Here is a 12,924-nt window from a genome sequence, read left to right as displayed (position 1 = left end):
CTTCAACAGATTTGACAAACACGTACCGGGACTTACTTCTGCAGGCTGGTTTCCAGCTTCTTGCAGAGATTGCGAGAGGCCCACAGCAACTTGCCGAGCAGCTCGCCGCTCTTGGCGACGATGGCCAGCGACAGTCGCTGCGTGCCCGCCAGACCGAGGATCAGCACTGTGCCGCTGTCGGTCTCGATGATCACATTGCGGTTCTTCGCCAGCCCGGCCTCGCGCGTCAGCGCTTCGGACAAGGCCTGCATGGAGCTGCTCATCGCGGCGATCTTCGGCGTCATCGTCTGATTCGGTGGATACGACGCCACTTCGAAACCGTCGCCCGAAGTGAGCACCGCGAGCAGCACGTCCGCATTCGCCGCCGCGAACGCTTCCAGATGATGGGCGCCGAGGCGCACCAGGTCGGCATCGAACCGTGAGTTGGGCAGGGTCATGTTGCAAACTCGGGCTGACTCACTTCGAGCGTGGCCAGCAGGGTTTCGATCAACAACAACACGTCTTCACGCTTGCGCACGTCGACGCTGAAAACGGGGGCGGAGAACTGCAGCGACTCGATCACGCGCAGGCAGGCGTCGATCTGGGTGTAGTCATCCGGGCGAGTGCGGCCGACGCCGACCACGAATGGCTGGTCCGGCGCGATCCGTCGAAACACTTCGGTGTAGGTCTTCAGATCCGCGAGCAGGGTCGGGCTGGTGCCATCGAGCAGCAGGATCACGCCCATCGAGCCGCGGCCCACGATCTCCCACATGAAAGAGAAACGTTCCTGGCCGGGCGTGCCGTACAGGCGCACCACAGTGCCGTCGCCCAGTCCGATCTGACCGAGGTCGAGCGCGACCGTGGTCGATTCCTTGGCGAAGCTCTGCTGATCGTTGTTCTGCATCTCCGTCGACACCGGCGGAAAATCGCTGACCGCGGTGATGGCCGTGGTCTTGCCGGCGCCCATCGGCCCCGTGAACACGATCTTGAGCTCGGATGCGATGCTCATGAGGTCCCTCCCAGTCGCAGATGCTTGCGCATATTGCGCAGGAATTGTTTCAAGCCGCCGACCGGCGTGGGCGCGCTGCGTTCTGTGCGCGTCACTTTCGGTGCGGTTGGAGTGGGTTGTGTGGTCTCGATCAGCGCGCAGCTGGCGAGTGCGTTGAGCGTGCGTGCCGCTGCGTCCATGTCTGTTTGTGCTCGGGTCGCAAGCTTGGCGGGTGCTGAGGCTTCAGCGGCGAGCGCGGCGACGACGCGAATCTGCGTGGTCAGCTCGGCTGCATCGTGTGCTCGCACGCGCCCGAGATCCGGCCAGCGAATCAATCGATAAACCGTCTTGTCGTTCAACCACGGGGCGAGCGATGCGCTCGCGTGATACGTCGCGAACCAGAACAACTCCGCGCCGGATCGCGCTGGTAAATTGCCTGGCGGCGGTGTGCCTTTTTGTAACGACAGACCGCTCAAGTCCAACGTGCCCGCGCGGATTGCGCCGGCGGTCGCGCTGTCGCAGTAGTAACAACCAACGTCGCCGCGCAACCAAAGGAACGGGCCTTGCGGTCCCTTGCACATCAGCCACAACGTGCTGTTGTTGACGGTGCGTAACGTGCGCAGTGCTTCGACGAACGACCACGGGTCAGCATTGGATGAGCTGACGCGCGGCTTGATCGGCGCAGCGGCCACAGGCGCACTCGGTGCAACGGTCGCGTTGTTCCCCATCTCCGCTTCCACGTGCTCCAGCATGCTGAGCACCTTCACGGCGGGAAATGGATAGACGAGTGTGCGTGGGCCGGCGGGGTGATGCTTCTCGTCGGTGCTGAGCACGACGATGTGCTTACCCTCATCGCGCCAGCGGGCGATGATGTCAGCGGGCTCGGAGTGATGGACGACGATGATGTCGGCCGCGGCGGCTGGAGTGGTCACCCAGCTCGAACGCGTAGTGCCCTTGAATACCCACAGCACTGAATCGAACAGCTGCACGGCGTGACCGGCCTGTTCTTCGGCAGCGGATGGCTTGATCAGCGCGATCCGTCGCTCGGGGCCCGAACCGGGCGCTGCAGACTGTCGTGTGCTCACGGCCGCGTGCAACCGGCGTCGATCGACGCCAGTCCCAGCGCATGCCATGGAGATCCACACCGCCAGGGCGTGGGCGCAGCGACAGCCATAGGTCCTCGAGAAAAAATCAGCGAGTGGTCTCGCTGGTCCTTCGCGAGTAACCTTTTGTGCGGCGAAACATTAGAGGCGGGAGGGGGCGCCGACTGTGACCAAAATCACTCTGTGACGTGAAATTCAATCATTTGATAACGAATATCCGGCAGCGTCACATTCAGGTTCGGTTACAGCACCCCGAGCGCGAGACCGGCCGCCAGGGTCTGACCCAACTCGGCGCATCGGTGACGATCCGTGTCACCCGGCTCGCCTGTGACGATCAGCGGTTCGGCGCATCGTTTCCAGCGATAGCCCAGCGCGATTCGTTCGATGGACGTGACCGCGCCGGTGCCGTCATTGCCGGCGCTGACGAAGATCGCATAGGGCAGGGCATCGACCCGACCCTGCACCGGATAGAACGTGCGGTCGAAAAAATCCTTGATGGCGCCCGCCATGTAGCCGAAATGCTCGGGCGTGCCGATGAGCAATCCATGCGCCCAGAGCAAATCGTCGACGCCCGCGTCGAGCGCCGATAGCGCGCGCAGCTCGACGTCTTCGCCTGCGTCCGCCACGCCTTGCTTCACCCACTCCACCATGGCGTGGGTGCGGCCACCGGCGTGGCCTGCGTAGATCAACAGCAGATGAGGTCGAGTTGAGGGCGGCATTGCGGAAGACATCTGTTACAGTTCTGAGTCACCGTAACCCGACTCACGGGGAGTGCCGAATGTATACCGTTTCGCAACCGATGCGGTCGCTGTCCGCTCTGATTATTTCAGCGGCGATGCTTACCGCGCTGGGCTGCAAGCCCAAAGAGCCGAAGCCGGTGCCGACGCCGGAAGCCGCCGCCAGTAGCCCGGTCAACGAGCAGCAGAAAACCGCCGCGAATCAGATTGCCGCCGACTATCTGCGCGCTCAGATTACCAAGATTTCATCGGATGAATTCGAGGGCCGCGCGCCCGCGACGCCGGGCGATGTGAAAGCTCGTCAGTACATCGCGGACCAGTTGCAGCAGATCGGTTTCGCGCCGGGCGGCAGCGATGGCAGCTATCAACAGTCGTTCGACGTGGTCGGCATCACCGCGCAAATGCCCAAGCAGTGGGCCTTCAACAAGGGCGGCAGGAAGGTGTCGTTCAAGTGGTGGGATCAATACATCGCCGGCAGCGGCGTGCAGTCCGACAAGGGCTCGGTCAAGAACGCCGAAGTGGTGTTCGTCGGCTACGGCATTCAAGCGCCGGAGTTCGGTTGGGACGACTTCAAAGGCCAGGATTTGAAGGGCAAGGTGCTGCTGATGCTGAACAACGATCCCGACTGGGATCCACAGCTGTTCGCCGGTGACACGCGCCTTTATTACGGCCGCTGGAGCTACAAGTACGAGAGTGCCGCGCGCGCGGGTGCCGCTGGCGCCATCATCATTCACACCACGCCGTCGGCGGGTTATCCGTTCCAGGTCGTGCAGAGTTCCTGGTCGGGCGAGCAGGTTGAGCTGCCGGCCAACAACGAGCCGCGCATTCAAGTCAAAGGCTGGCTGACCGAGGATGCGTCACGCGAGCTGGTGAAGCTCGCCGGGCAGGATCTGGATGCGCTGGTGAAGTCCGCTCAATCCAAGGACTTCAAGCCCGTGCCGCTCGGAGTCACGACCTCGTTCGACTTCAAGAACCAGCTGAATCGCTCCAGCACTGCGAATGTCTACGGTGTGTTGAAGGGCAGCGATCCGCAGCTCAGCAACGAGTATGTGATCTACACCGCGCATCACGATCACCTCGGCGTCGGCGAGCCCGATGCGAATGGCGACAAGATCTTCAACGGCGCGATGGACAACGCGTCCGGCGTGGCCCAGGTGCTCGCGATCGGCAAGGCATTCAAGGCAATGCCGCAGCCGCCGAAGCGCTCCATCATGTTGTTGATGGTCGCTGCCGAGGAGCAGGGTCTGTTGGGCTCGCAGTACTACGCGACGCATCCGACCGTGCCGCCCGGCAAGATCGCCGCGAACATCAACATCGACGGCGGCAACATCTTCGGCCTGGCCAAGGACATCGTGTTCGTCGGCAAGGGCAAGTCGACCATCGACGACTACGTGAACGCCATCGCCAAGATGCAGGACCGCGTGGTGACGCCCGATCAATTCCCGGATCGCGGCTTCTTCTATCGTTCCGACCAGTTCAACTTCGCCAAGATCGGCGTGCCTGCGTTGTATCTGGACGCCGGCACCGACTTCATCGGCAAGCCGCCGGGCTGGGGCAAGCAACAGCACGCGGACTACGAAGAGCATCATTATCACCAGCAGTCGGACCAGATCTCCGACAGCTGGAATTACGACGGCATGATCCAGGACGCGCAGCTGTTGTTCTACGTCGGCGACAACATCGCAAACGCGGCCGAGGCGGATCTGCCGAAGTGGTTGCCGGGCGATGAGTTCGAAGCGGCGCGCAAGGCGTCGCAGGAACAGCTCAGCAGCAAGGCCGAGTAAATGTTTCTGTTTTGAACCGGGGCCCATCGATGCGTCGATGGGCCCTTTTTTCCAGCCTCAATCCTGCATCAGCCGGCTGTCGGTCCAGTTCTCGGGCCAGCGTTTCACCGGCATGTCCGTGATGGCGAGCCGGATCAGCTCGGTCATCGCCGCCCGCGCCTCCACCGTATCTCCCGCTGCGATCGCATGAAACACGCGCCAATGCTCCGGCAGGGGGTCGCGCTTCAATGCCTGGGCGCGTTGTTTAAATTCAGTCAGTGCGTGCACGGCCGCGGCCACGCCATTTGTCAGTGAAATGATAAAAGGGTTGCGGGTGGCGCGCAGCAATTCGGAGTGAAACTCCTTGTCGGCGATGCGGCCGGCTTCGACGTTCACCGTATGCAAGGCCATTCTTTCGAGCGCGCCGCGCATCACGCCGATGTTTTTATCGTTGCGTCGTGCCGCCGCCAGTGCCGCGGCTTCCGGCTCGATGATCGTGCGCAATTCAAACAAACCTTGCAGCACTTCCAGCTCGGGCTCGCCCGCGAATACCCACGCCAGAACGTCGGGATCCAGCAAATGCCACTGCTCGACCGCACTCACGCGCGTGCCTGTGCGAGTTCGACTCTGCACGAGACCTTTCGCCGCCAGCATGCGCACAGCTTCCCGATACGCGGAGCGTGAAACTTTCAGCTGACCGCTCGCTTCGATCTCGCCGGCGAGCACATGACCCGGTCGGTAGTGCCCCGACACGATGTGCATGCCGAGATCGCGCGCGATGGAGCTGTGCAGACGCAGTTCTTTGCGCTTCAGCCGCGGGCTGGCGGCGGCGACTTTGTTCGGCTTGGTGGCGAGCATCGGCAGGATTGTCCGGGCGCGCCGTCGCGATCACAAGCCAAGCCGGCGGGAGTGTGTTTACAAATCCTGGGAGATTTTGTAACTAGCCAATTCTATTGAAAATTTTCCAGCGTTACGAGCCCGGCGCGCGACTCCGGGGGGTGCTGTTGCGATTCGAATCTTGATTTGTCCGACATTTTAAATATAGCATTTGTCTGAGAAATACATCCGGCCGGGGTCATCGGTCAGCTTTGGGGGATAGCAATCGTGGCGAAGCTAGTCAGGATTCGTTCTGCGTCCGCTATGGCGGCGCTTTCTTTATCGATGAGCGCACTCGCTCAGCAAACCACCACTACACCGCCGACCGAGCTCGAAGAGGTCATCGTCAGTGGTGTGCGCCAGAGCCTGGTGCAGGGATTGGAGAACAAGCGCAATTCCACGCAGGTCGTGGAGTCCATCGTCGCCGAGGACATCGGCAAGCTGCCCGACAACAACGTCGTCGAAGCTTTGCAGCGAATCTCCGGTGTGCAGATCACCGATCGCGGTGGCGGCGAAGCCGAGGGCATCGTGATCCGTGGTCTGAACGACGTGACCACGACATGGAACGGTCGCAACGTGTTCACTGCCCAGGGCCGGCCCGCGTCGGCTCGACAAGTGGCGCTGCAGGACATTCCCGCGAACCTGATCGGCAAAGTCGACGTGTACAAGACACGCGCCGCCGACCAGCTCGAAACCGGCCTGGCCGGTCAGATCGACGTGACCACGCGCCGGCCGTTCGACTTCGACGGCCTGGAAGTTTCCTTGAACGCTCGGGCCACGACTCAAGAACAGCGCGAAGACATCGACCCCAACGCCAGCTTGCTGGTTGCCAACACTTGGGATGTGGGCGAAGGCAGATTTGGCGTGATGGCGAACGCCAGCTATTCGCGGGTGCGTTATCGCGATCAGAGCGTGACCGCCGGCGCGCTGGTGCCGTTCGCGACCGCTGACAATCCTCCGCTCGGCGCGGGCGCGTTGAACGACAACTGTCCCGACAATACTCCCTACAATCCGAACTGGACGCCGCTGGAGCGCATTTTCAACGGCGATTGCCGCGTTCCCGAAAGCCCGATCTGGCAGGCGGGCACCGATGCCGGTCTGTCGACCGCGCCGGGCTCGACGCTCACGTTCAACGGCGTCGAATATCCCTACCTGCTGGGCCGCGACGCGTTGTTCGCCAGCGATTTCCAGGGCGATCGCGAGCGTCCGGCCGCGACCGTCGCTCTGCAGTGGGCGCCGAACGACAGCTCCGAGTACACCTTCGAAGCCTTCTATCAGGGCTACCGCGAGGAGATGTTCAACAACCTGCATTTCACGTTCGCGGATTGGTGGGGCACGCTCGGCCCGAATCCCGCATCGACGATCACGCTCTATCCGGGCACCAACATGATCAAGACGCGCGTGGTCGGCGCGCCCTTCGGTTTCAACAGCGGTGATGCGACCAAGCAGGACACCGACACGTTCGTGTACGCGTTGAACGGTAAATGGCAGATCAACGATCGTTTCGCGCTGGCGGCCGATCTGTCGATGCAGGACAGCGAGTTCAATAGCCGCTTCATCGCCGTGCGCACCGAGCGCGTGCCCGGCTCCATCACGGTCGATTTCAACGCGGGCAACGGCATTCCGTCCTGGCACTTCAACAACGATGCTGAACTGCTCGATCCGAATGTCTGGAATGTCGGGGCGTTGTTCCAGAACCGCGGTCGTCAGAAAGGCGACGCGCAGACGGCGCAGGTCGATGGCGACTATAAACTGGGCGACGGCCTGTTTCGTTTGCTGAGCTTCGGCGTGCGCTACGACGACCGCTCGGCCGAGTCGTATAGCCCGCGTGCCACGCCCGAGCCGTTCCTGGGTCGAAACATGTCGACGCTGCCCTCGGGGATGATTTACGCCAACAGCGGCTTCTTCGATGGCGAAGGCGACGTTCCGACGGCCTGGGCGGTCGTGAACGGCTACTACTTGAACGATCACGCCGCCGAAGTGCGCGCCATGTATGGCGTGGATCCGGCAGGCCCGCAATTGCTCCGCGGCTTCGAGGTCAAGGAGCGTACCTCGTCCGCCTATGTCCAGACCGACATCGAGATGGGCAAGTTACAGGGTCAATTCGGCTTGCGTTACGTCTCGGTGGCTACGGACATGCAGTTCACCAATGTGCTCAACGGCGATCGGTCCTCGGCCAGCAAGAGCGACAATGAGTTGCTGCCGTCGTTCACCTTGCGTTATGCGGTGACCGATGACTTCAATCTGCGCTTCAATTATGGCGAAACCCTGCGCCGGCCGAACTTCTTCGACCTGGACTCGAACTTCACGCTCACCGGCGATCTGACCAACGTGGGCTACGGCACGGGTCTGGGCGGCAATCCGGATCTCGAGGCGACCAAAGCGAAGAACTACGATCTGACCGCCGAGTGGTATTTCGCCACCGACAGCGCGGTGTACGCGACTGCGTTCCGTCGCGACATCGATGGCCTGGTGGTGCCGCTGACCCGTCGTCTCACGATTCCGAACGACAACTACAACACCGACTCGTTCGTGGTCACGCAGCCGGTGAACGCCTCCGACGGCAAGCTCGAAGGTATCGAGCTGGGTTTCGTGTACTTCCCGGATTACCTGCCCGGCGTGTTGAAAGGCCTGGGTGTCACCGGCAGCTTCACCAAGCTCGACTCGGAGCAGACCATTCCACGCACCAATGCGGAAGGCCAGATCGTCGGCACCGAGAAATCCGAGTTCTTCGGTGTTTCCGACACTTCGTACAACATCACGCTGGCGTACGACCGGGCCGGTGTCGGTGCGCGTCTGTCCTACGTGTGGCGCGACGATTTCCTGAACAACAACGAAGCGCGCCTGTTCGCCAACCCGATCGGCATCTGGCGCAAATCGGAGGCGAGCCTGGATCTGCAAGTCTCGTACGAGGTGAATGACAAGCTGGCGATCTCGTTCGACGCGGTGAATCTCACCGAAGAGATGCAGCAGGCCTACTACCACTTCGGCTCGGCCGGCAGCCCCGGAACGACCAATTTCGGCAACCTGTTGCTGAGCCGTTCGTTCGCTCTCGGCGTACGTTGGCGGATGTAATAGCCCCGCAGGAGCGGCGCCGTTCGCGCGCCGCTCCTTCTTCGAACTCATCGCGTTAAGATCCTGCCTTCGCGCCGCCGCCTGCGGCCGTCACCAGACAGGTAGGGTCATGCCGTTCGATGCCAAACGTGTGGTCGTTGCGCTGGCTGCGTTCATCGCAACCGTCGCCGCGCCGGTTCAAGCCAAAACCGTCAAGCCGCCTTTGCACGGCCAGAACTGGGTTGCCGTCACCGGTAAGCCGCTGGCAGCGACCGCGGGCGCGCGGATCTTCATGCAGGGAGGGAATGCGGTCGACGCGGCCTGCGCGATGATTGCCGCGACGTCCACCATGTGGGACGTGTTGAGTTGGGGTGGCGAGACCCAGGCGCTGATCTACAACCCGAATACTCGCAAAGTCATCGGCGTGAATGCGCTCGGTGTCGCTCCGACCGGTGCGACTCCCGAGTTCTATCGCTCCAAGGGTTACGACTATCCGCCCGAGTTCGGCCCGCTCGCGGCGGTCACGCCGGGGACACCCGGCGGCATCATGGTGATGCTCGCGGAGTACGGAAAGCTCAGCCTCGCCGACGTGCTCGCGCCGGCCATCGAAATGGCCGACGGCTATCCCATCGAAGCGCAGACCGCCGACCTGATCGAGAAATGGAAGGATGAGCTGCGCAAGTGGCCCGACTCCCGCCGCACGTTCCTGGTTCACGAAGGCAAGGATGGCAAGCCGCTGCCCGGCTTTACTCGCGTCGGTCCGGAAGCGGGCGAGATCTTCCGTCAACCCGACCTCGCGGTGACCCTGCGCAAGCTGGTCGACACCGAAGCGAAGGCGCGTAAGGCCGGCAAGAATCGCAAGCAGGCCATCATGGCCGCCTACGATCGTTTCTATAAGGGCGACATCGCGAAGGAATATGCGCGCGGCTCGCAGGCGCTCGGCGGCCTGCACACACCGGAAGATCTTGCCAACTGGCAGGTCTATCTCGAAGAGCCGGTGAGCACGAACTACAAGGGTATCGATGTCTACAAGCTGACGAGCTGGGTGCAGGGCCCGTCGATGCTCCAGGCGCTGAACATCCTCGAGAACTTCGATCTCAAGGCCATGGGCTACAACAGCACGCGCTATATCCACACGCTGTATCAGACCATGAGCCTGGCGTTCGCCGATCGAGATTTCTATTACGGCGACTCGCGCTTTCCACCCGAGGAGCCCATCAAAGGCCTGCTTTCGAAGGACTATGCGCGCGAGCGTGCCAAGCTGATCAAGGAAGATCGCAACGATCCCGACATTCGTCCCGGCGATCCGTATCCCTTCCAGGGCGGGACCAATCCGTTCCAGGCGCAACTCGATGCGTGGCACACGGTGAAGCCGGGCAAGGACAAGTCCAAGCCCAATCAGTGGAGCCCGACCGCGCTCGCCGAGTTCGATCGCACGTTCCGGCTCGGCACCACCAGCGTCGAGGCGGTCGACAAGGAAGGCTGGGTCGTCTCGGTCACGCCGAGCGGCGGCTGGCTGCCGGCCACCATCGCGGGCAAGACCGGCATCGGCATGAGCCAGCGCATGCAAAGCTTCGTGCTCGATCCGAACGACAATCCGTTCAACGTCGTCGCGCCGGGCAAACGGCCGCGCGCCACGCTGACGCCATCGATGGCGTTGAAGGATGGTAAGCCGTATCTGGCGTTCGCCGTGCAAGGCGGCGACACGCAGGAACAGAACCTGCTGCAGTTCTTCTTGAACGTGGTCGAGTTCGGCATGACGCCGCAGGAGGCGGCCGAAGGCGCCAACATCACGACCTATCAGCTGCGCGATTCGTTCGGCGCTCATGAGTCCATTCCGGGCCGCCTGACGCTCGCCGACTCGGTGCCCGCTTGGGTTCGCAACGAGCTGATCAAGAAAGGTTACAAATTGGAATTTTCGGCAAACAATTCCGGCCCCATCACCGCCATTCAGATCGATGCGAAGCACGGCACCTTCTGGGGCGCGGCCGCGTATCACGGCGAGGACTACGGCATCGCCTGGTAACTTTTGAAGGCAGCTCCTGCGCGTCCATGCGCCCGCTGCATTCGGGCTCCCTGCCCAGCACATATGCGCCGTGTTGGGGCGGGCCTCTGCACTCTCGCGGGGCGAGCGCTTTTGACAGCCATCACAACTTCAAATCAGCTGCCATGACCATTGACGCTGCTCATCATTTCTGTGACAAAGCCCCGCGCGATGGTGCGTAAGCAGCTGCTATTCAGCGGTTCTTGTCACGACAACTAAAAGGCATGCAGTCCACGGCCACCCCCCTCGTCAACCACGAAACACCGACTGTCAGTTACGACACCGCAGGGAGCACCGAAACCGCGCGCATGCTCCGTACGTTGCTCGGCAACCTCGACGGTATGGTGTATCGCTGCCGTGACGACGCTGAATGGACCATGGAGCTCGTCAGCGAAGGCGTGCGAGGTCTGACCGGCTACGACGCCGCCGACCTGCTGTTCAACAAACGCGTCTCTTACGAGCAGATCACCTATCCCGACGATCGCGAGCGGGTTCGCACCGAGATATACACCGGCCTGCGCACGCAAGGCCGCTTCGATTGCGAGTATCGCATCGTGCATGCGACCGGCGAGGTCCGCTGGGTGTGGGAGCGGGGCTCCGGCATCTATGACAGTCACGGCAAGCTGCAGGCCATCGAAGGTCTCATTCAAGACATCACGGCTCGCAGAGCGTCGAGCCAGGCGCTGCGTGAGGCCGAGCGGCGCTATTACAACTTGTTCGAAAATGCCATCGAGGGAATCTTCCGCACCACCATCGACGGCCAATATCTCGACGCCAATCCGGCGCTGGCGCGGATCTATGGATTCGACAGTCCCGCCGAGCTCATCGCTCAGCTGAAGGACATTCGCAATCAGCTGTACGTCGAACCGTCGCGTCGCGAAGAGTTCATGGCGCTGGCGAAGGCGCGGGGCTCCGTCAGCGGTTTCGAATCGCAGGTGTATCGCAAGAGTGGCGAGGTGATCTGGATTTCGGAGAATGCCCGCGCCGTGTTCGACGAGGCCGGTCACGTCGCTTGCTATGAAGGTACGGTCGAAGACGTCACCGAGCGCAAGGTCTATCAGGCGCGCATCGAGCAGCAAGCCAACTTCGATACCCTCACCGGACTTGCCAATCGCGCGCTGCTCCACGATCGATTGCAACAAGGTATTCGTTCCGCTGGCGCTTACGGCACGCGCCTGGCGGTGGTGTTCGTCGACCTGGATCGATTCAAGTTCATCAACGACGGGTTGGGTCATCACGTCGGCGATGAGCTGCTGCGTGAGATGGCCGAACGACTGCGTTCCAGCGTGCGTGAAGGCGACACGGTGGCGCGCTTGGGTGGCGATGAGTTCGTGCTGCTCATCAATGGCCAACGCGGACCCGATGCGGTCGCGCTGGTGCTCGAGCGGATGCTGCATGCGATCTCGCAGTCCTGGGCCAGTCCGCAGGGCGATTTCAGCATCACCTGCAGCATGGGCGTCGCTTTGTATCCGGACGACGGCACCAATGCGGAGACTCTGCTCAAGCATGCCGACCAGGCCATGTATCGGGCCAAGGAAAAAGGCCGGAACAATTTCCAGTTCTTCACCGCCGAGCTGAATGCACTCATCACCGAGCGCCTGGAGCTGGAGAACAAGCTGCGGCGTGCGCTGGAGCGTCAGCAGTTCTCGCTTCACTATCAGCCGCGCGTGGATATGCGGACGCGCCGAATCACCGGCGCGGAGGCGTTGATCCGGTGGCACGTATCGGATGAGGAAGTGACGCCGCCGTCGCGGTTCATTCCTGTCGCGGAAGAGATCGGATTGATCGTGCCCATCGGTAAATGGGTGTTGCGTGCCGCCTGTGCTCAGAACAAGGCGTGGCAGGATGCAGGGCTGCCGCCGTTCGTCGTATCGGTGAACGTTTCAGTGCGACAGTTTCGGCAGGACAACCTGGTGCAAACCATCGCCGAGGTGCTGCGGGAGACCGGTCTCGATGCGCAGTATCTCGAAGTGGAGCTCACCGAAAGCGCGGTCATGCACGACGCCGATCAGTTCATCGCCATGCTCGGTCAGCTCAACGACCTGGGCGTGCAGATCGCGCTCGACGATTTCGGCACGGGCTATTCCAGCCTGAGCTATCTGAAACGGTTCCCGGTCGACCGGTTGAAAGTGGATCGCTCCTTCGTGCAGGACATCGGCAGCGACCTGGACGACATGACCATCGTCAAAACCATCATCGCGCTCGGTCACAACCTCGGCCTGAAAGTCGTGGCCGAAGGCGTCGAGACCGAGCAACAGCTCGACTTCCTGCGCGCCAATCAGTGCGACGAACTGCAGGGCTTCTACTTCGGCCGCCCGCTGCCCGGCGACGAATTCATGCGCGAGTTCCTGCACTTCCCGAGCAGCGGCTTCTAGCTTCC

General features: G+C 62.0%; 9 protein-coding genes. 4 read left to right on the top strand and 5 right to left on the bottom strand.

Annotated elements, in window-relative coordinates; all coding sequences use genetic code 11:
- Positions 1-32: 32 nt before the first annotated feature.
- From EKO19_RS30415 to EKO19_RS30400, 4 genes are all read right to left on the bottom strand, one after another.
- A complete protein-coding gene (locus tag EKO19_RS30415) occupies positions 33-437 on the bottom strand; it encodes a roadblock/LC7 domain-containing protein (protein WP_129781179.1) in 405 nt (134 codons plus the stop codon).
- Entirely contained in the window at positions 434-988 is a 555-nt protein-coding gene (locus tag EKO19_RS30410) for a GTP-binding protein (protein WP_129781178.1), read from the bottom strand. The genes EKO19_RS30415 and EKO19_RS30410 overlap by 4 nt, the downstream gene beginning before the upstream one ends.
- Positions 985-2,052, bottom strand: a complete 1,068-nt coding sequence (locus EKO19_RS30405) for a hypothetical protein (protein WP_129781177.1) — start codon at positions 2,050-2,052, stop codon at positions 985-987. The genes EKO19_RS30410 and EKO19_RS30405 overlap by 4 nt, the downstream gene beginning before the upstream one ends.
- Before the next feature lie 260 nt (positions 2,053-2,312).
- The gene (locus EKO19_RS30400) at positions 2,313-2,789 is read right to left on the bottom strand and encodes a flavodoxin family protein (protein ID WP_129781176.1); all 477 of its coding nucleotides are present in this window, start codon (positions 2,787-2,789) and stop codon (positions 2,313-2,315) included.
- A gap of 59 nt (positions 2,790-2,848) precedes the next feature.
- Here EKO19_RS30400 and EKO19_RS30395 point away from each other — a divergent pair, with 59 nt between their 5' ends.
- Positions 2,849-4,591: a M28 family peptidase gene (locus EKO19_RS30395; RefSeq protein ID WP_129781175.1), complete on the top strand. Its 1,743-nt coding sequence runs from the start codon at positions 2,849-2,851 to the stop codon at positions 4,589-4,591.
- A gap of 57 nt (positions 4,592-4,648) precedes the next feature.
- Here the strand turns inward: EKO19_RS30395 and EKO19_RS30390 are convergent, their stop codons facing one another.
- Positions 4,649-5,428 carry a FadR/GntR family transcriptional regulator gene (locus EKO19_RS30390; RefSeq protein WP_129781174.1) on the bottom strand — a complete coding sequence of 260 codons (780 nt, stop codon included), beginning with the start codon at positions 5,426-5,428 and terminating at the stop codon, positions 4,649-4,651.
- Between the two features lie 303 nt (positions 5,429-5,731).
- On the opposite strand from EKO19_RS30390, the gene EKO19_RS30385 reads away from it, so the two are divergent.
- The 3 genes from EKO19_RS30385 to EKO19_RS30375 all read left to right on the top strand — a co-directional run bounded on the left by EKO19_RS30385 (position 5,732) and on the right by EKO19_RS30375 (position 12,919).
- The gene (locus tag EKO19_RS30385) at positions 5,732-8,521 is read left to right on the top strand and encodes a TonB-dependent receptor (RefSeq protein WP_217705709.1); all 2,790 of its coding nucleotides are present in this window, start codon (positions 5,732-5,734) and stop codon (positions 8,519-8,521) included.
- Positions 8,522-8,630: 109 nt separating this feature from the next.
- A complete protein-coding gene (locus EKO19_RS30380) occupies positions 8,631-10,526 on the top strand; it encodes a gamma-glutamyltransferase family protein (protein WP_129781172.1) in 1,896 nt (631 codons plus the stop codon).
- Positions 10,527-10,852: 326 nt separating this feature from the next.
- The gene (locus EKO19_RS30375; protein WP_217705708.1) at positions 10,853-12,919 is read left to right on the top strand and encodes a putative bifunctional diguanylate cyclase/phosphodiesterase; all 2,067 of its coding nucleotides are present in this window, start codon (positions 10,853-10,855) and stop codon (positions 12,917-12,919) included.
- Positions 12,920-12,924: the final 5 nt, after the last annotated feature.

The sequence above is a fragment of the Peristeroidobacter soli genome (assembly GCF_004138485.1).
GTDB classification, from domain to species: Bacteria; Pseudomonadota; Gammaproteobacteria; order Steroidobacterales; family Steroidobacteraceae; genus Steroidobacter; species Steroidobacter soli.
This window is presented reverse-complemented; position numbering and strand designations above follow the sequence as displayed.